Origin of the sequence: Luteibacter anthropi, assembly GCF_011759365.1 — a bacterium.
GTDB lineage: Bacteria > Pseudomonadota > Gammaproteobacteria > Xanthomonadales > Rhodanobacteraceae > Luteibacter > Luteibacter anthropi.
This window is the reverse complement of the sequence record NZ_JAARLZ010000001.1, coordinates 565,918-587,894: the sequence shown is the minus strand read 5'-3', so window position 1 is coordinate 587,894 and position 21,977 is coordinate 565,918. Positions and strand designations below refer to the sequence as shown.

Below are 21,977 nucleotides of genomic sequence, written 5' to 3'. Positions count from 1 at the left end.
AAGGATCAGTCGTTGTCGTCACCGGTGTCGCCACCGGAAAGCCATTCGTGCGCGTCGGCGCGTGCCGCACCTTCGCGTGCGCCCAGGCTGGCGAAGTCGAACAGGCCGCGATCGGCCAGCTGCGACGGCGCCACGTTGCCCAGGGCGCGGAAGATCGTCTCACTGCGGCCGGGATGGTTCTTTTCCCATTCCACCATCATCCGCTTCACCACCTTGCGCTGGAGGTTTTCCTGCGAGCCGCAGAGGTTGCAGGGGATGATGGGAAAGGCCCTGGCCTCGGCGAACGCGGCAATGTCGTCCTCGTGGCAGTAGGCCAGCGGGCGGATCACCACGTGACGGCCGTCGTCCGAAAGCAGCTTCGGCGGCATGGCCTTCAGGCTGCCCTGATAGAACATGTTCAGGAAGAAGGTACCCAGGATGTCGTCGCGATGATGGCCCAGGGCGATCTTCGTGATGCCGTTGGCGGCGGCCCACTGGTAGAGCGCGCCACGGCGCATCCGCGAGCACAGGCTGCACATCGTCTTGCCCTGCGGGATCACGCGGGTCACGACGCTGTAGGTGTCCTGTTCGATGATGTGGAACGGTACGCCGCGCGCCGTGAGGTACTCCGGCAGCACGTGTTCCGGAAAGTCGGGCTGCTTCTGGTCGAGGTTGACCGCCACGATCTCGAAGCGCACGGGCGCCTTGGCCTGCAACGAAAGCAGGATATCGAGCATCGTGTAGGAATCCTTGCCGCCCGACAGGCACACCATCACCTTGTCGCCGTCCTCGATCATCCCGAAATCGGCGATGGCCTGGCCCACCTGCCGGCGCAGGCGCTTGGCCAGCTTGGCGGCTTCGTAGGTCTGCTTGCGGGCGGTTTCGGGGGAGGCGGACATCGGGCGGGCTTTGAGACGGGCGGCCCCCTATTGTAGCCGCTGCGGGCCGCCGCGCCGGGAGGTAGACTTGCACCTTTCCCCCTTCGCCCGGCCTTTCGCCATGCAGGTTCAGGACCCGACCGAACTCAACCGCATGCTCGCCGAGCTGAAAGTCGAGCATCGCCAGCTCGACTCGGCCATCGAGCAACTTGTCGAAACCATCAGCCGCGACGAGCTCCAGCTCACCCGCATGAAAAAGCGCAAGCTCCAGCTGAAGGACGCCATCTCACGCATCGAGAGCCGTCTCATCCCGGACCTGGACGCCTGAGCGGAGCCGGTCCCGGGCGATACCGTATGTAGGAGCGCGCCTGCGCGCGACCCGTACGGAGCCACCCGTCCCGGTCGCGCGCAGGCGCGCTCCTACATGGTTGGTTCAGCGTTCCGCCAGCTGGTTGGTGGGGCCTGACGGGTGCACTACCAGGGTGGCTGTCATGCCCGCAGCCAGCACCGTACCGGCCGGCAGGTGGTCGGTGTCGATCTTCACGCGCACCGGTACGCGCTGCGCCAGGCGCACCCAGTTGAAGGTGGGGTTCACCGAGGCCAACAGGTCGCTGCCCGTGGGGTTGTCTGCATCGGTAATGCCGCGGGCGATGCTTTCCACTCGGCCCTGCAAGCGCACGCCGCCGCTCATCAGGCGGATATCCACCGCGTCACCCACGCGCAGGCCCGGCAACTTGGTTTCCTCGAAATAGCCGTAGATCCAGTAGGAGTGGCTGTCGATCAGGGCCAGTCGTGCGCTGCCCGCGCTGGCGTAATCGCCCACGCGCACGTCGAGGTTGGTGACGTAGCCATCCACCGGTGCCCGCACTTCCGTGCGGTCGAGGTTGAGCTGCGCGGCGGCCAGTTCGACCTGGGCCTGGGCTACGGCGGCAAGGGCCTGCTCCTGCGCGGCGGAGGCCTGGCGGGTGCTGGCCTGCGCGGCCTGCCAGCCGGCCTTGGCGGCGTTGGCGGCGGCCTGGGCGTTGGCCTTGTCTTCGGCCGAGATCACGTTGTTGATGAGCTTCTGGCGACGCTCCGACTGCGCCTCGTACATCTCGTAGTTGGACCGGCTCTGCTGGGCGCTGGCGCTGGCCGCGTTGATGTTGGCGCCCGAGGCACGCGCCGAGGCTTCGGCCGCATTGAGGTTGGCCTGGGCCTGGGCCACGGCGTTCTCGTAGCGTGCGCGATCCACCACGAAAAGCAGGTCGCCCTTCTTTACCGTCTGGTTGTCCACCACGCGTACATCGGTGACCAGGCCGGCGACATCGGGCGCGATGCGTACGATCTCCGCACGCACGCGGCCATCGCGTGTCCATGGCGAATACATGTAGTGCTTCCACAACGCATGGCCGACGAAGGCAGCGATGACGACGATGACCGCGGTGACGGCGAAGCGGACGACGGTGGCGAGTTTCATGGCGATATCACTCAGATCAGGAACAGCGCGAAGGCGCCGAAGACACAGACGAAGACGGCCAGGCGAAACAACGGCGGATGCCAGACCAGCCGGTACAGACCGAAACGGCCGGCGACCGCATCCAGCAGCCAGAGCAGCAGCAACGACAGGACGAAAAGGACGAGCAGCCCCGGAACGAGGGCGTCGCCGAGGGCGATTTCACGAGGCATGGGCGATGTCCTTGGTGAGCGGGGCGGTCGGCATGTACGCGGCGAGCACGGATTCGCCATCGAGCAACGCCAGCCGGACCAGATGAAGGTGTTCGAGCAGGTAACCCTCGCCCTGGTGCTCGCCGACGCTGGCGATGGCCGTGGCCACGGCATCGCGCGCGAGCAGATAACCGGGTGCATCGGGTTTCTCGTAGAAGCGCGCGAGCGTGTGCAGTGCTTCGTCGAGGTAGGGACGCAGGGTGCCGGGCACGTCGCGACGCCCCATGTCGTGACGCAGTTCGATCAGCGCACGGCCGGTCTCGTGCACCGCCAGCGCCCATGCAATGAGCGCGCGTGAATCGGCGCTGCCCGGCTGGGTCTGCGCCACGACCTGGCTGACAAGATCGTGGTTCACGCTTTCAAAGCGATGGCGAAGACCCGGCAACGGCGCTTCGGCAGCCAGCGCCACCTGGGAACGCAGACGGGCCAGCTGGCGACGACGCAGCCACGCACTGCCGATGGCCGGCGGAATCACCACGAAGGATGCCGCCGCCGCACCCAGGCCGATGACCTGGGCAATGGCGTCGTTGATGAAGTGCGCCGGGTCATAGGTCTGCACATTCTTCAGCGCGAGGATGTAGGCGAAACCCATCGCCCAGCCCAGGCCGATCGAGGCCAGGCTCGGCGTCATCATCATCACGAGTCCGATGGCCAGGAACGGCGCCACGCCGATGATGAGCAGGCCATAGCCATCCACCTGCGTCAGCACGAAGAACAGGCAGACAAAGCCCGCCACCATGCCCGCGAGATAACCAAGCATGACCAGCCAGGTTACCCGCGTGGGATTCGGCGTGGTGGCGAACAGGCCCGCAAAGATCGTCGCCAGCAGCATGGCGCTTGCCCCCATGGGCCATGCGCTTTCGATCCAGAACGCACCGAGCACCAGCATCGTCAGCGTAGTACGGAAGGTGGCGATGCTCGCACCGATGAAATCGTTACCCCGGTCGAAGCTCACGCGTTCAGCGGAGCCGCCAATGACACGCGGCGATTGCAACGAGGCCGCCGCGTCCACGTAGGCATGCAGCTCCTCGGCAAAGCGGCCGAGCAACGAAGCACCCGTATCGAAATCACGCAGATCCTGCGGATCGTCGAGCGTCGTGCGCAACTCGGCGGCCTGGCGACGCATGGCATCGCGCGCCGTAACGATTCGCGGCAACAGCACGCGCGCGGCAAGACCGGCATCGATCGGCGCATGCAAGGCCTCGCCCAGTGGGGCGTAAAGCTTTATCAGCGTATCCGCCGTGCGCGTCCGCTTAGCACGCTTCAGGCGGTTGATGAGGTGATGCAACGACTGGAAGCTGGTGGATGCTGCCATGAAACGCTGGTTGAAAAGGCGCATGTGGTTGCTTCGCGCACGTGCCTCGGCATCCTCGAAGATCACCGAGCTGCGCAGGTCTTCCAGCGTTACCGCCGCGCGCACGAAGCGAAGGTGGGCTTTTTCCATCGCATCGCGGGGAATGGCACCCTCCGTACTGTCACGCACGAAACCCACGAAGTGCGCGAACTGGTCGCGTGCCGCACGGCGAAGCACATCGCGCATGCGGCTGGGAAACACCACGTCGTTGACCACGCCGCTCACCAGCAGGCCCAGCAATACCTCGCTGATACGTGCCACGGCGGAATCGAACACGCCTGGCGGATTGTCGATCACCGGTACCGCCACGATGGCCGCCGTATAGCCGGCCAGCACGAAGGCGTAGGACTTGAAGTTGCGATACAGCGTGGCACCGCCCGCACACAGGCCGATCCACAGTGACAGCGCCACCAGGAAGAGGTCACGCTGCTGGGGAAAGGACGCCACGATGCCGATCGCGGCCGTCGCCCCGGCCAGGGTGCCGATGGTGCGGTAGAAGCTCTTCGCCAGCACCATGCCCGACTGGCGGTTGGCCACGATGATCGTGGTCAGCATCGCCGTAGATGGTGCCGGCAGGTCGAAGCGCATGGCCAGCCAGCCGGCCGCGAAGAACGAGATCAGCGTCTTGACGACGAACAGCCACACCGATGCCTCTTCGCGCAGGCTCTCGGCGAGCACCTGACGGAAGGGGGGAGCGGCGTTGGTAGGGTTCACGGTCGACATGACGAGCGCTCGCTCATTCCCCGAAGCCGGCCAGCATCTTCTTGAGCAGGGTCTCCAGCTGCCCCTGCTCGGTCTCGGACAGGTTACGCGTCTGCCGGTGAAGCAACGTGATGATCTCGGGCATGAAGCTCTCGATCAGCGCGATGCCTTCCGGGGTGAGGGTAAGGGTGACCTTGCGGCGGTCGTCCTCGCTACCCGAGCGGGCGATAAAGCCCTTGTCGCAGAGCTGGGTGGTCAGCCGGGTGACGTTCGCCGACTTCTCACCCGCCGCATCGGCCAGCTGGGAGGGATGCAGGGCGTTGTCCGTCGAGCCGTACAGCATCATCAGGATGTTGTACTCGGGATGGTTGATCCCGTAGGCCCGCAGCGTGGCGTTGGCCTGGTCGCTCATTTCCTTGAACAGGTGCTTCACCAGGCGCACCAGGGCCGCCGGCTGGCGCGGAAAGGCCGGGTATTTGGTGCGGGTGACCTGAAGGCGGGCTTCGGTGGGGGCGAAATCGCTCATGGGAGGGGTCCGGGATGGCTTCCCTCACAAATATATATTTTAATTCTGAAATATCAATAGGTGTACTAACTTTCCTGTAGGAGCGCGCCTTGCGCGCGACCGGGGCGGCGGGGCAGTCCCGGTCGCGCGCGAGGCGCGCTCCTACAGGGCAAAAAAAATGGCGCGCCTTGCGGCGCGCCATTCATGTTCCAGCGTTGGGGTCAGGCTTACAGCTTGACCTTCACACCCAGGTTGTAGAACCGGCCGATGGCGCCGTCCTGCGCATAGGTGGGGTTGTAGTTGACGGCCGCGTAGTTGGCGACGTCCAGCGGAGCCTTGCGGTCCAGCGCGTTCATGATGGACGCGGTGACCGAGATGCGCGGCGTGAACTGGTAGCTGCCGGTGAGGTTCAGCTCGGTGAACGAGCCCACGTGGCAGCTGTCGTAGCCATCCGGAATGCACTCGGTGCCGTAGACATCGGGCGCCGTGTTCTTCAGGCCACTGGTGTGGTACAGCGTGCCGGTCAGCGTGAGGTCGTGCCAGATCATGGTGTTCGCCCACGACTCACGGTACCTCGGCGTACCCGCACCCGACGACAGGTTGTACGGACCATGCGTGCCGGCGAACGACTGCGTGGTGCCGTCAGGCAGCTTCAGCTTCCAGCTGAAGATGTCCGTGCCGTTGAACTCGGAGATGTACTGGATGCCATTGGCGAACGTGAAGTGCGCCTGCAGGTCGACGTCGAGGCCGTCGGTCTTCAGCGAGTTGGCGTTGATATAGCTGCCGATCACTTCGATCGGGCGTGCCAGCGCGTTCGGGTTTTCCGGATCGGGCTTGTCGGCGATGACCTGGGTACCTTCCGGCAGCGGCTGACCCGCGTAGTAGGCGGCCAGGATCGCATTCGGGCTGGTCGGCGTGATCACATCGGTCTTCTTGATGTGATAGTAGTCGAACGATGCATTCAGCCAGCTGGTCGGCTGCAGCACCAGGCCCAGCGTGTAGCTCTTGGCACGCTCCGGCTTGATGTTCTTGTTGGCGTCGGTGAACTGCGCCAGCTGGTAGGTCTGCACGTAGCCGTTGTTGCCGTGCGCCGCGGCGAAATCCGGCGGCGGGCTGTAGCTGGTGAAGCCTTCGCTCGAGCTGGAACCGTTTTCCGAGAAGCTCGGAGCGCGCACGCCCTTGGAGAACGTGCCACGCACGGCCAGCCAGTCCAGCGGCTTCCACTTCAGGCCCAGCTTGGGCGCGAATTCGGTGCCGATATCGGAGTAGTGATCGACGCGACCGGACAGGTCGGCTTCCAACGAGGTCAGCAGCGGTGCGTCGAATTCGAGGTAGGCACCCGCGACGTTGCGGCTGCCGTTGGTCTGGGCATTGCCCAGGCCCTGGAATTCGTTGTCCGGGTTCAGCGTGGGATCGGCCTGCGCTTCATGACGCAGCTGCACGCCGGTTGCCATGCCGAACGAGCCGCCCGGCAGGTCGAACAGGGCACGGTTGGCGGAGAGATCCAGCGCGTTGAGGTCCGACGTGGACGTCTTGTTGTAGCCCGGCGCCAGCATGCTGCGAACGGCAGCGCTGTTCAGCGAGGGATTGATGAAGTTGTAGGTGCCGTTGTTGATCGAGTTGATCAGGGCGTTGTAGTTGATGTAGCCGTACTGCTGGGTGTCGAGGCTGGTGTGGTTGAAGATCAGCGCTGCGTCGTAATTCCACTCGCCCCAGGTGCCCGCGATGTCGCCGACGATGCGCAGGTTGTGGTTGTCGTAGTTGGTGCCACGCGGAATGTCGCCGAAAGCATAGTTCAGCAGGGCAGCCTGGCCGGCTCCCGCGAACGGGTTGTTCGGGTTGAGGGTGACGCCGTCACTCAGGTAGACCGGCAGGGCGATGTTGTTGGTGTTGTTCGGCGTGGAGTTCTGGATCTGTGCCGGGCCGTTGACCGCATAGGTCTTGGTTTCCATGTAGCTGAGCGACACGTATGCCTTGGTCGTATCGTTGATCTTCAGCGTCAACCGGCCATAAGCGCCGCCCTGCTTCATCTTGGCCTGGATCTGGCCGTACTGCGAAACCATGTTCTGCTGGCAATACGTGCCGGTGCTGTCGGTAGTCTGCGTACCCTTGGCGCCGCAGCCACCCTGCAGGATGCTGGAAGTCGCCCCCGGGTTCGCGACACCCGTGGTGACATCACCCAGCGTACCAAGCGTGCCAGGCGTAACGGAGCCATAGATCGAACCGGAACTCTGCGAAGGCTGACCGGCCTGGAGGTTTGGACCACCGATGCGGCTGAGGTCAGCCGTGTTGTACGGGAAACCACGGTCTCCCGCACTGATGGAATTGTCTTCCTGGTACTGCGCGCTGAAGTAGACGTTGTAGCCGTCCTTGTTCAGGTCGCCGCCGCCGGCCAGGAAGGTTCCCTTGCGGGTGAAGCCGCCACCGTGTGCGGAGTTGCCCACATCAGCGGATGCTTCCACGCCTTGATAGCCCGGCTTGAGGATGACGTTGACCACGCCGGCGATGGCATCGGCGCCGTACAGCGACGAGGCGCCGTCCTTCAGCACTTCGATGCGATCGACCGCAGCGAGCGGGATCGTATTCAGGTCGACGAACGAGCGCTGGCCGTCGTCCGCCACGGCGTAGTTGGCCGCGCGATGGCCGTCGATCAGCACCAGGGTGGAGTTGACCGTCAGGCCGCGCAGGGCCACGCCGGAGGAGCCGGCCGCGAAACCATTGGTGAAGCTGTTGGGAATCGAGCCGCTGTTGTCGGCAGAAATCGAGCGCACCACGTCGGTGATCGTGGTGTAACCGCTGCGGGCGATGTCCTTGGCGGAGATCGTGGTCACCGGCGAGGCGGTTTCAGTGTCGATACGCGGAATCGCCGAACCCGTGACCGTGATGGTCTGCAGGTTTTGCGGGTTGGTCTTTGTGTCCTGCTGGTTGGCGTTGTCGGCGGACTGCGCCCACGCGCTACTTGCAACGGGAGCCAGGAGCAACGCGGCCAAGGCGCCGGCGAGCTGATTGCGTTTCATGATGACCCTTACCCTGAATTCTGGACGAAGTGAGCTGGCCCGATACGATGATCAGGTTGGCTGAAGAACGCTGGTAATAACGAGGTCACAGATGGGGAATACCTCGTCTTGTATTCGAGTCTTCCAGCATCACCTTCGATTTACAAGCAGTTAACACAACCATCCAATTTTGCGGGTCTGGAACAAGTATTAAGTGAAAGTGGAAATTTCTCGCAATAACTTGATATTGCAACGCCTTGAAATATATATGTGTATCGATCCATAAGCGCATGATATTGCGATTTCTTTCGCTCCCCGGTTTCGCAATATCGGCATATGCCATTCACTTATATGAACGCTAGCCAACAAGACGTGGCGCAACCATTACTTCTGACTTATTTGCTGAAACCTGCGTCAGCGCTTTCGTATTTATCCATTCCATGGATATAAACCGTATTATCGAATTCACGACCTGTTTGCGAAAAATGTTCGCAAACAGGCCTTAACGCGTGAAAATCGCTAGTCAGGTTCCGGCAGGAACGAGCAGGTCGTCGATACCCGCACGATAGAACAACTCCCTGCGTACCCTGTCGGCCACGCCGTTCACGATCTCGGCCCCGTCCTGCGACGGATCGACGTGTACGCGGAAGGGGCGCTTGCCGAAGGGCATATCCACCACCTCGACGATCTTCCGGGCTACTTCCGAGGCGTCGGCATCGGCCGGCTCCAGTGCGGAAAGACCGGCCAGCACCTGGTCCGGAACGCCCGCGTACGGGCCATCGAGATAAGCGGCGACACGTAGCGGGTCATCCGGCTTGCCTGCATGAAGGAAATGATTGGTTCCCTTGGTGAAGGCCCCCGGCACCATGATCGACGTCTCGATGCCCCAGCGGGTCAGTTCGCCTGCGTAGGTTACGGCCAGCGAATCCATGGCAGCCTTGGCGGCAAAGTACGGCGCCAGGAAAGGAGGAGTGCCGCCGCGGGTACTGCTGCTGGACACCCAGACCAACAGGCCCCGGCCCTGCTTGCGCATCACCGGCAACGCCGCGCGATTCACCCGCTGGGTGCCGAGTACATTCACGTCGTAAAGCCGGGCGTACTGTTCGGCGGTGAAGGCTTCCGCCGGGCCGAATACCATATGTCCAGCGTTATGGATCAGGACATCCAGACGTCCGTCGCGCGCCATTACCGTGCTGATGGCGCTTTCGGCCGATGCTTCCGAGGTGACGTCGAGTTCGACGGTGCGCAGGTCGATACCGCGCTCCTTCGCCTCGGCCAGCACCTCCTGCGACCGGCCGGCGTTGGTGCCGGCAAGGTCACGCATGCTGGCGTAGACGGTATGCCCGGCTTCGGCGAGCGCACGGGCGGTAAGCAGGCCAAAGCCGCTGGACGCACCAGTGATCAGAATGACTTGTTTCATGGCATGAGGTCTCCAGGAAAAGAGCGCGGTCAGATCACGCCGCCGTTGGCGCGCAGCACCTGGCCGTTGATCCAGCTGCCGTCCGGGCCGACAAGGAAAGCGACGGCGGCGGCGATGTCATCCGGGGTGCCCAGGCGCTCCAGCGGCGAGAGCTTCGCCAGGCGATCAATCAGCTCGTCGGACTTGCCCGTGAAGAACAGCTCGGTGCCGGTCGGCCCCGGTGCGATCGCGTTCACGGTGATGCCACGACCGCGCAGCTCGCGAGCCAGCACCATGGTGGTGGCCTCGATGGCCGCCTTGGTCGCGGCGTAAGGCGCATAGCCCGGTTGCAGCAAGGCGACGACGCTGGACGAGAAGTTCACGATGCGGCCACCCTGGCGCAGGCGCTTCGCCGCCTCGCGCATCGTGTAGTAGCTGCCCTTCACGTTCACGCCGAGCAGGCGGTCCAGGTCTTCGTCGCTCAGGTCCGCCACGGGCGAAAGCGCCATGACACCGGCATTGTTCACGAGCACATCGACGCCGCCGTAAACCTCTTCCACCGTATCGAAAAGACGACGCACATCGGCCGGGCTGGCAACATCGGCCTGTGCCGTGATGGCACGACCGCCGCCGGCCTCGATACCACGCACCACGGCCTCGGCCGCCTGTGAATTGCCGGCGTAGTTGACGACGACGGTGAAGCCATCCTTCGCAAGGCGTGAGGCAACGGCGGCGCCGATGCCGCGGGATGCGCCGGTGACGATGGCGACCTTCTGGGTTTGCTCGTTCATGGGGAGGCTCCGGTACCGGCACCATTGCCGGGCAGGGAAAGCATGGCCGTTGCCAACTTCCGGATAATCCCCTTAGATTTGGCTTCACTATTCCTTCGGATGGAACAATATGAGCCTGGATCGCTTCGAGACCATGCGCCTGTTCGTCCGGATCGTGGAACGGCGCAGCTTCACCCTGGCAGCTTCGGACCTGAACCTGCCGCGCTCCACCGCTACCCAGGCCATCAAGCGACTGGAGACCCGGCTGGGTGTGCGCCTGTTGCAGCGGACGACGCGCCAGGTCAGCCCCACCCTGGATGGCGAGGCGTATCACCGCCGCTGCGTGACGATCCTCTCCGACGTGGAGGACGCCGAAGCCGCCTTCGTCGATGCGCGACCCACGGGTCTCCTGCGCGTAGACATGCACGGCATCCTGGCGCGCACGTTCGTACTGCCCGCGCTGCCGGATTTTCTCGCCCTCTACCCCGGCCTGCGGATGCACATCGGCGAAGGCGATCGCTGGGTCGACCTCGTGCGGGAGGGGGTGGACTGCGTATTGCGCGTGGGTGAGCTGGGCGACAGCACGATGGTGGCCCGGCGCATCGCGATGCTGGAGGAAGTGACCTGCGCCAGCCCGGCCTATGTGGAACGCCATGGCCAGCCGTCATCGCCCGATGACCTGCAGGGCCATCAGGCCATCGGCTTCCTGTCATCGGCCACGGGCGCGATGATCCCGCTGGAGTTCATGGTGGATGGCGAGGTGCGCTACGTCACGCTGCCGTCCACCGTAACGGTGACCGGCGCGGAGACCAACACGGACCTGGCGCTGCTGGGCCTGGGCATCGTGCAGGTGCCGCTGTACCACGTGGCGGGTTATCTCGCAGAGGGTCGCCTTATGCGTCTGCTGCCTGACTATCCACCGACACCGTCACCGGTGTCGGTGCTTTATCCGCACAGTCGCCAGCTGTCGCCGCGCGTGCGCGTCTTCATCGACTGGCTGGTGTCGGTATTCGACACGAGCGAGGAACAGGGTGTCCGCCCGCCGTGACGAGCGCGGTCAATTCTTGAGCGGAACGGTTTCGAAGCCACCCTGAGGTGCCGGGCTCTGCGGCGCCGGAGCGGGTGCACTGCGAGCTGCGGCGGAAGGTGCACGGGCACCACAGGTGTAGGCGATCCAGTCCTGCGCGCCTTCGTTCGGCTCGCCGGCGGGCTTCACGGTGTCGGCACCCATCTTCGCAGCTTCGTTACGGGCCAGCACTTCCAGTTCGTCGCGTACCTTGAGGTCGCTGCGATCGACCGGGCCGACGCGGTTCATCACCGACACCGACAGCTTGCCCTGCTCCCGGCATCCCGAGACGTCGCCGTTCCACGCGGTACGTACGTTGCGTGCGCTGTCGTCGAGTTTGATGCCCCACGAGCAGGCCGACAGGGCGAGAGGGAGGATGAGAACGATGGCCTTGCGCATGGGTAACTCCGGAATCACGGTCGGCGGCTATGCTAGCCGGATGGCGCCGTGCGCGCGATCACCCTGATCGCGCGCACGGCCGATGAGGTCACCTGGGCGACTTCACCGGATTGCCGTCGGCGTCGATCACCTGGATCTCGCCCAGGTTCAACGCACGCACAGGGGCTTCGATCTTGCGCAGGTCGCCGACGATCACCCAGGTGAGCGCGTTCGGATGGACCACCTCGGACAGCGCGTGTTCCGCTGCCGAACGATCCACCGCGTCGATGCGCGACTTGAGCGTCTGCACGTAGTCGTCAGGGCGGTCGTAGATCACGATGCTCGACAACGCACTCAGTACCGACCCCGTCGTTTCGAAGCTGCCCGGCAGTGCGCGCACGCGCTGTGCGCGGATCTTGGCGATCTCATCGTCAGTCAACGGCTTCGACCCGATCACGGCCTGGGCCTCCTTGAGGATCTCCGCAGCGGACTCGGCCGTCTTGTCGGTCTGTACCGGTGCGTAGATGAGCATCGGGCGCTGGCCCTTCGCATCGGACAGCATGCTGCCCGCACCGTAGGCCCAGCGCTTCTCCTCTCGAAGGTTCATGTTGAGACGCGAGGTGAAGGTGCCGCCGAAGGCGCCGTTGGCGATGCCCAGGTCCAGCGCATCCTTCGCCTTGGTCGAAGGCGCCAGCAAGCCGGCCAGGATCAGCGACTGCGGCGAATCCGGGCGATGAATCAGGAACACACGCGGCTTCGCCTGAGCGGCAACTTCGCCGATGTTCTTCTTCGGAATGGCACTGGCCGGCGCCTTCCAGTCGCCGAACACCGCATCGAGCTTCGGCAGGATGGCATCGAGCGTGGTGTCGCCCGCGACAAGAATGCGCAGGTTATCCGGACGCAGGTAGTCATGCTGGAAGGCCGTGAGGTCGGCGGCGGTGAGCGACGCGATGGCCTTCTCGTTGCCGCTGCCGGTGAACGGGATGCCATAGGCATGCTGCTTGCCGTAGAGCAGCGGCGGCAGCGTGCGCAGCGCAAGACTGGTGGGTTCGGTCTTCTCCTGGGCGATGCCGGAGATCCACTGGCCACGCACGCGTTCGATGTCCTCGGGCTTGAAGGCCGGGTGGCGAACGACATCGGCAAACAGCTCCAGCGACGGCTGAAGCTCGCTGTTCAGGGCATTGAGGGCCACCGCGCACGTATCGAGCGAGCAGCTGGAACCGATGATGGCGCCCAGGCGCTCCTTGCGCTTGGACACTTCCACCGAATCCAGGTCGGTGGTGCTCTCGTTGAGCAGCGCCGAGGTAAAGCTGGCCGTGCCGAGCTTGCGGCCCTGGTCGGCTGCATAGCCCGCATCGAACAGCAGCTGGATCTGCGTGACCGGTACCGTGTGGCGTTCGGCCAGCACTACCTCGATGCCGTTCTTCAGCTTGCCGCGCTGCAGGGCCGGGAACTTGAGGTCCGGGAAGCTGGTGACGGCCGGCACGCCCGACGCGCGATCGACCTCGGACTTGCCCGCGGTGTAGCTCTTGGCCGCAGGCAGCACCGCCTTCGGACGCCCGGCGGCATCGCCCAGCCCCTTCACTGCCTTGTCTTCGGCTTCCGGATCGAAGCCTGCCGGCGCCGGCAGCACGGTGAGCGTATAGCTGCCCTTGCCGAGCCAATGCTTCGAGGCGGCGAGCACGGTGGCCGTGGTGGCCTGCTGTGAGCGTTCGAGATCCTTGCGGTAGGCCGCGGGATCGTTACGGTAGACCTGGCCCTCGGCGAGGATCGTGGCCTTGCCCGAACCGCCCACCTTTTCCAGCACGCGCACGAAGCCGGCCAGGTTGCTCACCTTGGCGCGCTCCAGTTCGTCGTCCGTCGGGCCCTTGGCGAGGAACTCGGCCAGCACATCATTGGCCACGGCTTCGGCCTTGGCCGGATCGACACCTTCCTTCACGTCCATGGTGAGCTGCACCTGGCTGGCCAGGGCGAACGGACCGATGGAAATGCTGACGTCGTCTACCAGTTTGTCCTGGTAGACCAGGCGCTGATACAGGCGCGAGGACTTGCCACCACCGAGGGCGGTGGTGGCCAGGTCGAGCTGCACGGCATCGTCGGTGCCCAGCTGCGGGGCGATCCACGTGCGCACGATGCGCGGCTGAGCCACCTGGTCGTGCTGCACGCCACGAGTGGAGGTGGCCAGCGGTGTCACCCACGGCTGCTGGCGCGGCACCGGCGGGCCGGCGGGGATGTCGCCGAAGTACTTCTGCGCCTTCGCGCGGGCCTGCTCCACCGTGATGTCGCCGGCCAGCACCAGCGTGGTGTTGGCGGCGCCGTAGTAATCGTGGAACCACTGCTTCACGTCGGCGAGGGACGCCGCATCCAGGTCGGCCATGGAGCCGATGGTGTCATGGTGATAGGGGTGGTTTGCCGGATACGTGTTGACGAGCACGTTTTCATCGACGCGGCCATAGGGCTGGTTCTCGCCCTGGCGCTTTTCGTTCTGCACCACGCCGCGCTGGGTGTCGAGTTCCTTCTGGCCGATGGCGCCCAGCAGATGGCCCATGCGGTCGGATTCCATCCACAGCGCCATGTCGAGGGCAGTGGTCGGCACCGTCTCGAAGTAGTTGGTGCGATCGAACCAGGTGGTGCCGTTCATGTCGGTGGCGCCAGCCAGTTCGAATGGCTGGAAGTAGGTGCCCTTGTGGTTCTCCGAGCCGGAGAACATCAGGTGCTCGAAGAGGTGTGCGAAGCCCGTCTTGCGCGCCGGCTCGTCGGCCGAGCCCACGTGGTACCACACGCTGACGGCCACCACGGGAGCCTTGTGATCTTCGTGGACCACCACGGTCAGGCCGTTGGGCAGCTGGAACCGGGTGAAGGGGATCTCGGGAAGGGTGGCGGACGCGCCGTCGGCGGCGGATGCGCCGCCGGCCAGGGAAATCAGCCCTGCCGCGAGCAGGGTCAGGCGTTTCTTCATGCGAGCTCCTGGAAGCCAAATGGCCACGTTATCGACCGAGGCTAGCCCGCGTGGTTCACCGGGCGCAATCGGCATCGGTCATGCCCCTTGTAGGCGTGTCCGCTGGCCCTCTGGCTGTCCGCTTTGCGGGTGCGCCTGTCCGCGGACAGACAGTACCGACAACGACACCTGACAAACCTCATACGAATCAGCTGATTGCAGCCTCTGACCCGCTGGCACGGCGTTTGCCTTAATACCCATGCCGGGACCAGACGGCCCGACCCACCACCCACTGAAGGAATCACGCCATGAAGTACGAACTGCCGATGCTCGCCGCCCTGCTGGTCACTTCCATGCTGCTGTGCGGCTTCACCCTGGGCCTGATGGTCTGACCATCCCACACCACCCAAAGGACACTGCCATGAAACACGAACTGCTCCTGCTCCGTAGCCTGCTGGTCGCCTCGATGATCGTCTGCGGCCTCATCCTCGGGAACATGCTGGGTTACTCCGGCGACCCCATCCAGCTCGCCGCCAAGGGCGCCACCGCTACCGCGACCGGCTGCGCCCTGCCACACGATGGCGTCATGTGCGTGCCCTCTGCCTCATAATGGGCGCATGCCTCATGTCATCCTGTTCCGTCCTGAGATTCCGCCCAACACGGGCAATGTGATCCGCCTCTGCGCCAATACCGGTGCAGACCTGCACCTGATCCGCCCGCTGGGCTTCGAACTGGACGACACGCGCCTGCGCCGCGCCGGCCTCGACTACCACGAGTTTGCCCGTGTCGCCGTCCATGACGACCTGGACACCTGCCTGAAGGCGATCGGTCCCACCCGGGTATTCGCGTTTTCCACCCGTGGCCATCGCCTGCATACCGACGTGACCTACGCCAGCGACGACGCCCTGCTGTTCGGCTGTGAAACCGCCGGCCTGCCCGAGGACGTACTCGACGCCATCCCGGAAGACCAGCGCGTGCGCCTGCCCATGCGGCCGGGCAACCGCAGCCTCAACCTGTCCAACGCCGTGGCCGTGGCGGTCTTCGAGACCTGGCGGCAGACCGGTTTCGACGGCGCGGGCTGACCGCGACACTGCGGATACGTCCCTTCCGGGGGTGGCAGGCTACAATCCGGCCATGACCTCCGATCGTCCCTCGGCCGACGCCGGCCCGACCCGTTTCCTTCCCCGTCCGTTGCGTGTCCTCGCCGGCCGCGCGATGGAGTCCGTGCTCAACCGTGCCGTGGATCTCGACCCGGATACCCGCCAGCGCCTCGATGCCCTCGATGGCCGCAGCGTGCAGGTCCACCTGAGTGGCCCCGATCTGACCTTGCGCATCTCGGTGGAGAAAGGCCGCCTGCGTGTCGGCCCCGGCGAAGACGACAGCAGCCTGCGCGTCACCGCCTCGCCAGGCAGCCTGCTCGCCATGGCCCTGCGCCGCGACGATGACGGCGTATCCCCGGGCAAGGTCGATATCGCCGGTGACGCCGAACTGGCCCGCCGGCTCGAACGCCTTGCCCGCCAGTACGCACCGGATATCGAGGAAGCCTTCGCCCAGCGTTTCGGCGATGCGATCGGCGTACCGCTGGCGCAGGCCCTGCACAAGGCCTTCGTGCATGCGAAGCAGACCGCCGGCCATCTCACCGAGGATGGCGCGGACTGGTTGCGTGACGAAGGCCGTGTCGTCGTGGCGCCCGGCGAAGTGGATGTCTTCCTTGACGGTGTGGACGCGCTGCGCGAGCGCACCGAACGTGCCGAGGCGCGCCTTGCGCGTCTGGAGCGCTCGCTTAAAGGCAACAACGCATGACGTCGCTGCGCCTCGTTCCGCGCCTGCTGCGCGTCGCCGCCGTCCTGCTCAAATACCAGCTCGATGAGCTGGTCGATGGCGCCCACCTGTTCCGGCCCCTGAAGCTCGTGCGGCCGCTTTTCCCGCGTCCGGCTGCCGATGTGCGTGGCATGTCGCGAGGGGCGCGCCTGCGCCTCGCGCTGACGGAACTCGGCCCGATCTTCGTCAAGGCAGGCCAGGTGCTGTCCACACGCCGCGACCTGGTGCCCGGCGACGTGGCCGACGAACTGGCGCTGTTGCAGGACCAGGTGCAGCCGTTTCCCGGCGCCGAAGCCCGCGCCATCGTCGAGCGCGAGCTGAAGGCACCGGTCACCACGGTCTACGCCCGCTTCGACGAGAACGCGCTGGCTTCCGCCTCCATCGCCCAGGTGCACGCGGCCACGCTGCACGATGGCCGCGAGGTAGTGGTGAAGGTGCTGCGCCCCGGCATCGACAAGCGCATCGCACGCGACATCGACCTGCTCCAGGCGCTGGGTGAACTGGCCCAGCGCTGGCATCCCAATGCCGACAAGATCCGCCCGCTGGACGTGGTGGCCGAAGTCGAGAAGATGCTCGCCAACGAGCTCGATCTCCAGCGCGAAGGCGCCAGCGCCAGCCTGCTCCGGCGCAACTTCGCCAGCGGTGTCGATCTCTACGTGCCCGAAGTCCACTGGGACTACAGCACCGAGCGCGTGCTCACCCTCGAACGCGTTCGTGGCGTCAGCGCCGACGACATCGCGGCCATCGAGGCCGCAGGCCTGGATCGCAAGCGCCTTGCCGAGAAGGGCGTGCGCCTGTTCTACGAGCAGGTCTTCCGCGACAACTTCTTTCACGCCGATGCGCATCCGGGGAACATCTGGGTAGACACCGCGCGTATCGACGAACCGCGCTTCATCGCACTGGATTTCGGCATCATGGGCTCGCTGCCCGAGGCCGATCAGTACTGGCTGGCTGAGAACTTCATCGCCTTGTTCGAGCGTGACTATGCGCGTATTGCGCAGTTGCATGTCGCCGCGGGCTGGATGCCGTCGAACATCCGCCTCGACGAGCTCGAAGCCGCCGTGCGCACCGTGTGCGAGCCGTATTTCACGCGCCCGCTATCGCAGATCTCCATCGCCGAGCTGGTGGTGAAGCTGTTCCAGACGGCGCGTCGTTTCGAGCTGACGCTGCAACCGCAGCTCATCCTGCTGCAGAAGACACTGCTGAACATCGAAGGCGTGGGCCGCATGCTCGATCCGGAGATCGACATCTGGGCCGTGGCGCATCCGGTGCTCAAGCGCATCCTTCGCGAGCGCTACAGCCTTCGCTCCACGCTGCGCGACGTACGTCGTCGCGTGCCGGAGTGGTTGCACAACGCACCTCGCATGCCGGAGCTGGTGCGCGATGCGTTGCGTCAGGTCGCCAGTGGCGAACGCCGCCACGTGGCCGATCCGCTGGCGCTGGCACTCGCGCGCGAAGATGCGCGCCGATTGCACCGCTCCATCGCCTGTGGCCTGCTCGGTGGCTCGCTGTTCATTGGTGCGTCGTTGCTGTACGCGCTATCGCCGCATGCGGCGTGGCCCGTGGCGCTGGTGCTCGGCATCGTGGGTGTTGCAGCCTTCGTGGCCGCATGGCCGCGTCGCAGTCGCTGACCGACATGCTCGAGATCCTGTACCAGGACGACGACCTCGTCGCCGTCAACAAGCCTGCGAACCTCGCCGTGCATCGCTCGGCCTTCGTCGGCCCGGACGACGCCTTTCTTATCGACATGCTGCGCGAGCAGGTCGAGGGAAAACTGCATCTTGCGCACCGCCTTGATCGCGCTACTTCCGGCGTGCTGCTGGTGGCGCGCTCATCCGAAGTCGCCGCGCAGCTCGGCGAGCAGTTCATGGGGCGCACGGTACGCAAGCGCTATGCCGCCATCGTGCGTGGATGGCCCGATCCGGAAGACGGCTGCATCGACTACCCGCTGCCCGGCTCGCGCGAGACCGGTCCGCGGCGGGAGGCTCAGACCGATTACCGGCGGCTGGGCATCATCGAGGTGGATATTCCGCTGGGTCGCTACGAAAAGCAGCGTTACGCATTGGTCGCCGCCGAGCCACGCACCGGGCGCTTCCGCCAGATACGCAAGCATTTCGCGCATATCCACCACCCCATCGTGGGTGACAGCCAGCACGGACGCGGCGATCACAACCGGCTGTACAAGCAGCATTTCGCATCGCATCGCCTGCTGCTGCATGCCGCGAGGCTGGAGTTCACTCACCCCCGCGATGGCCGCCCCATGAGTATCGACGCAGGCTTGGATGCGACGTGGCTCCGCCTGCTCGAACACTTCAACTGGCAAACCGCCTACGACAACTGGAGCCTCGCTTGACCGTCGTTCCAGCGAACGCTGGAACCCAGCGCCCCGGTTTACCAGCAAACACGACCACGCTGCATCGGCTCGTGTGTAGGTCACCCTCGTGCAAAAACCCAGCGCACCGCGCTGGGTTCCTGCTTTCGCAGGAACGACGTGAGGGATAGGCGGGGAATCTCAGGCTGGTAACCCGTCGTTCCAGCGAACGCTGGAACCCAGCGCCCCGGTTTACCAGCAAACACGACGACGCCACATCGGCTCGTGTGCAGGTCACCCTCGTGCAAAAACCCAGCGCACCGCACTGGGTTCCTGCTTTCGCAGGAACGACGTGAGGGATAGGCGGGGAATCTCAGCCTGGTAACCCGTCGTTCCAGCGAACGCTGGAACCCAGCGCCCCGGTTTACCAGCAAACACGACCACGCCACATCGGCTCATGTGCAGGTCACCCTCGTGCAAAAACCCAGCGCACCGCGCTGGGTTCCTGCTTTCGCAGGAACGACGTGAGGGATAGGCGGGGAACCTCAGTCTGGTAACCCGTCGTTCCAGCGAACGCTGGAACCCAGCGCCCCGGTTTACCAGCAAACACGACCACGCCACATCGGCTCGTGTGCAGGTCACCCCCGTGCAAAAACCCAGCGCACCGCACTGGGTTCCTGCTTTCGCAGGAACGACGTGAGGGATAGGCGGGGAATCTCAGTCTGGCAACCCGTCGTTCCAGCGAACGCTGGAACCCAGCGCCCCGGTTTACCAGCAAACACGACCACGCCACATCAGCTCGTGCGTAGGTCACCCTCGTGCAAAAACCCAGCGCACCGCGCTGGGTTCCTGCTTTCGCAGGAACGACGTGAGGGATGGGCGGGGATTCTCAGTCTGGTAACCCGTCGTTCCAGCGAACGCTGGAACCCAGCGCCCCGGTTTACCAGCAAACACGACCACGCCACATCGGCTTTCGCGTAGAGGCCCTCTGGCGCAAACCCGCCGCAACGCATCATGACGGCATCATCTGCGCTGCTAGAATCCCCCACCATGCTCACCGTCACCCGATCCATCGCCATCCCCGAGACCGAACTGGTCGAGCGTTTCATGCGCGCCGACGGTCCCGGTGGGCAGCATGTGAACCGTACCGAGAGTGCGGTGGAACTGCGTTTCGACGTTGCCTCGTCGGCTTCGCTACCCGATGAAGTTCGTGCGCGACTGCTGGCCCGCCGCGACCGGCGCATGACCGATGCTGGCATCCTGGTGATCCAGGCACGCCGCTTCCGCGACCAGGGACGCAACCGCGACGACGCGCGCGACCGCCTTGTGGAGATCATCCGCGAAGCCACCGTCGTGGCGAAGAAGCGCGTGGCGACCAAGCCCACGCGCGCCTCGAAAGAACGCCGCCTCGCCGGCAAATCGCAACGCGGCGACACCAAGCGTGGCCGCTCCCGCGACTGGAGCCGCGAATGACAGGCATCCCCGAGCGCCTGCCACCCAACGTGCCGTCCTTGCCCGATTCCGCGTGGCGTCGTTTCTCACGCTGGGCCATCCGCATCAGCGGCTGGCGCATCGTGGGCGACCTGCCCGACCTCTCGCGCGTCATTCTCATCGGCGCGCCGCATTCGTCATACTGGGACGGCATCTGGGGCCTGCTGATGAAATCGGCCATTGGCCTGGATCTTGGCGTAATGATCAAGCGCGAAGTGTTCAGCGGCCCGTTCGGTCCCATCGTGCGCAAGCTCGGCATGATTCCCATCGATCGCAAGGCCGCCACCGACATCGTCGGCCAGATGGTGCAGCGTTTCGCCACCCACCCGAAGATGTGGCTGGGCATCGCACCGGAAGGCACGCGCAAGGCCGTCACACAGTGGAAATCCGGTTTCCTGCGCATCTCCCGCGCGTCGGGCGTGCCCATCCAGCCGATCTTCATCGATTACCCCACGAAGACCTTCACGTTTGGCCCGCTCGTGCACGCCAGCGACGATATCGACGCCGACATGATTCGCATCCGCGCGATGTTTGCCGGTTATCACGGCAAGCACCGCGACGTCTGATCCGCATCAACGCTCGGAATGCCCCGACTCGTCGTAATCGCGATGAGTCAGCAGACCGGGCCGGATGAGATCGACGAAGGCCCGTGCCTCCGGGCTCAGGAATTTGCCCTTGCGCATCACCACGCCATAGCTGCGTTGTGGCAGGTACTGGCGCATGTTCCGTATCGCCAGGCGCTCGCGATCGGCCTCGGTAAGGCAGATGCCGGTCACGATGGAGATGCCCAGTCCCATGGCGACGTATTGCTTGATGACATCCCAGCCACCAACTTCGATGGCCACCTTGTAGGGCACGTGACGCTGTTGGAACACCATGTCCACGAGGCGGTAGGTGGTGAGCCGTTTCGGCGGCAGGATCAGCCCGTACTGCGCGATGTCTTCCAGCCGGATGTCGCTCTTCGTCGCCAGCGGATGATCGGGCGGCATGATCAGCATCGGGTCGTAGTGATAGACCGGTGCCCACGCGATGTCATGGGGTACGTCGATCATCGAGCCGACCGCGATATCCACTTCGTCACTGCGCAACAGCGCAATGCCATCGCGATTGGTCACGTTGGACAGCGCCAGATGCACTCCCGGGTAGCGCTCACGATAAGTCTTCACCAGTTCGGGCAGCAGGTACTGGATGGTGGACGACCCGGCCGCAATGGTCAGCCTGCCCGCCCTGGCTCCCTGTACGCGCGTGCGGAACGCCTGGTCCAGGTCCTCGAAGCCCTCCACGAGGAGACGGGCCATCTCGTACAACGCCTCGCCGGCATCGGAGAGCGTGATACGTCGGCGGGTGCGTTCCAGCAGGGTGGCGCCCAGCTCCCGTTCCAGCGCCTTCAGCTGGAGGCTCACCGAGGGCTGAGACAGGAACAGGGCTTCAGCCGCCCGGCTGAGACTGCCGAGCCGGGCGATATAGACGAAGGCCCGCAGCTGCTTGAGGCGGTTGCCCTTGTAGTAGAAACGGCCGCCGGTGTCCTCGCCCTCCTGGGCCTTTGAAACCCTGGAACGGCTCTTCGGCGTGGTTTTCCGCCCGTCATTCAGCTTTTTCATGCTCCGATTTCCTGATGATAATCAGCGAACTGGAACTACTATTAATTTATTCAATATGTTTCTTTGAAACATATGCTTTGTCAA

General features: G+C 64.6%; 20 protein-coding genes. 9 read left to right on the top strand and 11 right to left on the bottom strand.

Going from position 1 to position 21,977, the window contains the following annotated elements:
- Positions 1-5 precede the first annotated feature (5 nt).
- The gene (gene ttcA / locus HBF25_RS02505) at positions 6-878 is read right to left on the bottom strand and encodes a tRNA 2-thiocytidine(32) synthetase TtcA (RefSeq protein ID WP_166946223.1); all 873 of its coding nucleotides are present in this window, start codon (positions 876-878) and stop codon (positions 6-8) included.
- A gap of 67 nt (positions 879-945) precedes the next feature.
- On the opposite strand from ttcA, the gene HBF25_RS02500 reads away from it, so the two are divergent.
- A complete protein-coding gene (locus HBF25_RS02500) occupies positions 946-1,185 on the top strand; it encodes a YdcH family protein (protein WP_425483425.1) in 240 nt (79 codons plus the stop codon).
- A gap of 105 nt (positions 1,186-1,290) precedes the next feature.
- Here HBF25_RS02500 and HBF25_RS02495 read toward each other — a convergent pair whose 3' ends face one another.
- From HBF25_RS02495 to HBF25_RS02465, 7 genes are all read right to left on the bottom strand, one after another.
- Positions 1,291-2,313, bottom strand: coding sequence for an HlyD family secretion protein (locus HBF25_RS02495; RefSeq protein ID WP_166946221.1), 1,023 nt, complete (start codon positions 2,311-2,313; stop codon positions 1,291-1,293).
- A gap of 11 nt (positions 2,314-2,324) precedes the next feature.
- Complete coding sequence (locus HBF25_RS02490; protein WP_166946219.1) at positions 2,325-2,522, bottom strand: DUF1656 domain-containing protein; 198 nt, start codon at positions 2,520-2,522, stop codon at positions 2,325-2,327.
- Entirely contained in the window at positions 2,512-4,638 is a 2,127-nt protein-coding gene (locus HBF25_RS02485; protein ID WP_166946217.1) for an FUSC family protein, read from the bottom strand. The genes HBF25_RS02490 and HBF25_RS02485 overlap by 11 nt, the downstream gene beginning before the upstream one ends.
- 13 nt (positions 4,639-4,651) lie before the next feature.
- On the bottom strand, positions 4,652-5,143 hold the full coding sequence (locus HBF25_RS02480) for a MarR family winged helix-turn-helix transcriptional regulator (protein ID WP_166946215.1): 492 nt from the start codon (positions 5,141-5,143) through the stop codon (positions 4,652-4,654).
- 206 nt (positions 5,144-5,349) lie between these two features.
- Positions 5,350-8,139, bottom strand: coding sequence for a TonB-dependent receptor plug domain-containing protein (locus HBF25_RS02475; RefSeq protein ID WP_166946213.1), 2,790 nt, complete (start codon positions 8,137-8,139; stop codon positions 5,350-5,352).
- Between the two features lie 502 nt (positions 8,140-8,641).
- Entirely contained in the window at positions 8,642-9,538 is an 897-nt protein-coding gene (locus HBF25_RS02470; protein WP_166946211.1) for an SDR family oxidoreductase, read from the bottom strand.
- Positions 9,539-9,567: 29 nt separating this feature from the next.
- On the bottom strand, positions 9,568-10,308 hold the full coding sequence (locus HBF25_RS02465; protein WP_166946209.1) for an SDR family oxidoreductase: 741 nt from the start codon (positions 10,306-10,308) through the stop codon (positions 9,568-9,570).
- Positions 10,309-10,423: 115 nt separating this feature from the next.
- On the opposite strand from HBF25_RS02465, the gene HBF25_RS02460 reads away from it, so the two are divergent.
- Positions 10,424-11,335 carry a LysR family transcriptional regulator gene (locus HBF25_RS02460; RefSeq protein WP_166946450.1) on the top strand — a complete coding sequence of 304 codons (912 nt, stop codon included), beginning with the start codon at positions 10,424-10,426 and terminating at the stop codon, positions 11,333-11,335.
- A gap of 9 nt (positions 11,336-11,344) precedes the next feature.
- On the opposite strand, the gene HBF25_RS02455 is transcribed toward HBF25_RS02460, so the two are convergent.
- Together HBF25_RS02455 and HBF25_RS02450 are read right to left on the bottom strand one after the other, a co-directional pair.
- Positions 11,345-11,752 carry a DUF4156 domain-containing protein gene (locus HBF25_RS02455; protein ID WP_166946207.1) on the bottom strand — a complete coding sequence of 136 codons (408 nt, stop codon included), beginning with the start codon at positions 11,750-11,752 and terminating at the stop codon, positions 11,345-11,347.
- 88 nt (positions 11,753-11,840) lie between these two features.
- Positions 11,841-14,690 (bottom strand): M16 family metallopeptidase, encoded by a 2,850-nt coding sequence (locus tag HBF25_RS02450; protein WP_166946205.1) that lies wholly within the window; start codon positions 14,688-14,690, stop codon positions 11,841-11,843.
- Between the two features lie 400 nt (positions 14,691-15,090).
- Between HBF25_RS02450 and HBF25_RS02445 the strand changes: the two genes are divergently transcribed.
- The 7 genes from HBF25_RS02445 to HBF25_RS02415 all read left to right on the top strand — a co-directional run bounded on the left by HBF25_RS02445 (position 15,091) and on the right by HBF25_RS02415 (position 20,858).
- Positions 15,091-15,279, top strand: a complete 189-nt coding sequence (locus HBF25_RS02445; protein ID WP_166946203.1) for a hypothetical protein — start codon at positions 15,091-15,093, stop codon at positions 15,277-15,279.
- 7 nt (positions 15,280-15,286) lie between these two features.
- Complete coding sequence (locus HBF25_RS02440) at positions 15,287-15,751, top strand: tRNA (cytidine(34)-2'-O)-methyltransferase (RefSeq protein WP_166946201.1); 465 nt, start codon at positions 15,287-15,289, stop codon at positions 15,749-15,751.
- A gap of 52 nt (positions 15,752-15,803) precedes the next feature.
- The gene (locus HBF25_RS02435; protein ID WP_166946199.1) at positions 15,804-16,472 is read left to right on the top strand and encodes a ubiquinone biosynthesis accessory factor UbiJ; all 669 of its coding nucleotides are present in this window, start codon (positions 15,804-15,806) and stop codon (positions 16,470-16,472) included.
- A complete protein-coding gene (gene ubiB, locus HBF25_RS02430; RefSeq protein WP_166946197.1) occupies positions 16,469-18,121 on the top strand; it encodes a ubiquinone biosynthesis regulatory protein kinase UbiB in 1,653 nt (550 codons plus the stop codon). The genes HBF25_RS02435 and ubiB overlap by 4 nt, the downstream gene beginning before the upstream one ends.
- Before the next feature lie 5 nt (positions 18,122-18,126).
- Entirely contained in the window at positions 18,127-18,843 is a 717-nt protein-coding gene (locus tag HBF25_RS02425; protein WP_166946449.1) for a pseudouridine synthase, read from the top strand.
- A gap of 1,008 nt (positions 18,844-19,851) precedes the next feature.
- Entirely contained in the window at positions 19,852-20,274 is a 423-nt protein-coding gene (arfB, locus tag HBF25_RS02420; protein WP_166946448.1) for an alternative ribosome rescue aminoacyl-tRNA hydrolase ArfB, read from the top strand.
- The gene (locus HBF25_RS02415) at positions 20,271-20,858 is read left to right on the top strand and encodes a 1-acyl-sn-glycerol-3-phosphate acyltransferase (protein WP_166946195.1); all 588 of its coding nucleotides are present in this window, start codon (positions 20,271-20,273) and stop codon (positions 20,856-20,858) included. The genes arfB and HBF25_RS02415 overlap by 4 nt, the downstream gene beginning before the upstream one ends.
- Positions 20,859-20,864: 6 nt before the next feature.
- Here HBF25_RS02415 and HBF25_RS02410 read toward each other — a convergent pair whose 3' ends face one another.
- Positions 20,865-21,893, bottom strand: coding sequence for a LysR family transcriptional regulator (locus HBF25_RS02410; protein WP_166946193.1), 1,029 nt, complete (start codon positions 21,891-21,893; stop codon positions 20,865-20,867).
- Positions 21,894-21,977 lie beyond the last annotated feature (84 nt).

Coding starts and splice junctions, on each gene's coding strand:
- HBF25_RS02470 (WP_166946211.1), bottom strand. CDS start 9,538: ATGAAACAAGTCATTCTGATCACTGGTGCGTCCAGCGGCTTTGGCCTG.
- HBF25_RS02450 (WP_166946205.1), bottom strand. CDS start 14,690: ATGAAGAAACGCCTGACCCTGCTCGCGGCAGGGCTGATTTCCCTGGCC.
- HBF25_RS02455 (WP_166946207.1), bottom strand. CDS start 11,752: ATGCGCAAGGCCATCGTTCTCATCCTCCCTCTCGCCCTGTCGGCCTGC.
- HBF25_RS02435 (WP_166946199.1), top strand. CDS start 15,804: ATGACCTCCGATCGTCCCTCGGCCGACGCCGGCCCGACCCGTTTCCTT.
- ttcA (WP_166946223.1), bottom strand. CDS start 878: ATGTCCGCCTCCCCCGAAACCGCCCGCAAGCAGACCTACGAAGCCGCC.
- ubiB (WP_166946197.1), top strand. CDS start 16,469: ATGACGTCGCTGCGCCTCGTTCCGCGCCTGCTGCGCGTCGCCGCCGTC.
- HBF25_RS02465 (WP_166946209.1), bottom strand. CDS start 10,308: ATGAACGAGCAAACCCAGAAGGTCGCCATCGTCACCGGCGCATCCCGC.
- HBF25_RS02445 (WP_166946203.1), top strand. CDS start 15,091: ATGAAACACGAACTGCTCCTGCTCCGTAGCCTGCTGGTCGCCTCGATG.
- HBF25_RS02495 (WP_166946221.1), bottom strand. CDS start 2,313: ATGAAACTCGCCACCGTCGTCCGCTTCGCCGTCACCGCGGTCATCGTC.
- HBF25_RS02480 (WP_166946215.1), bottom strand. CDS start 5,143: ATGAGCGATTTCGCCCCCACCGAAGCCCGCCTTCAGGTCACCCGCACC.
- HBF25_RS02415 (WP_166946195.1), top strand. CDS start 20,271: ATGACAGGCATCCCCGAGCGCCTGCCACCCAACGTGCCGTCCTTGCCC.
- HBF25_RS02410 (WP_166946193.1), bottom strand. CDS start 21,893: ATGAAAAAGCTGAATGACGGGCGGAAAACCACGCCGAAGAGCCGTTCC.
- HBF25_RS02425 (WP_166946449.1), top strand. CDS start 18,127: ATGCTCGAGATCCTGTACCAGGACGACGACCTCGTCGCCGTCAACAAG.
- HBF25_RS02475 (WP_166946213.1), bottom strand. CDS start 8,139: ATGAAACGCAATCAGCTCGCCGGCGCCTTGGCCGCGTTGCTCCTGGCT.
- HBF25_RS02440 (WP_166946201.1), top strand. CDS start 15,287: ATGCCTCATGTCATCCTGTTCCGTCCTGAGATTCCGCCCAACACGGGC.
- HBF25_RS02485 (WP_166946217.1), bottom strand. CDS start 4,638: ATGTCGACCGTGAACCCTACCAACGCCGCTCCCCCCTTCCGTCAGGTG.
- arfB (WP_166946448.1), top strand. CDS start 19,852: ATGCTCACCGTCACCCGATCCATCGCCATCCCCGAGACCGAACTGGTC.
- HBF25_RS02490 (WP_166946219.1), bottom strand. CDS start 2,522: ATGCCTCGTGAAATCGCCCTCGGCGACGCCCTCGTTCCGGGGCTGCTC.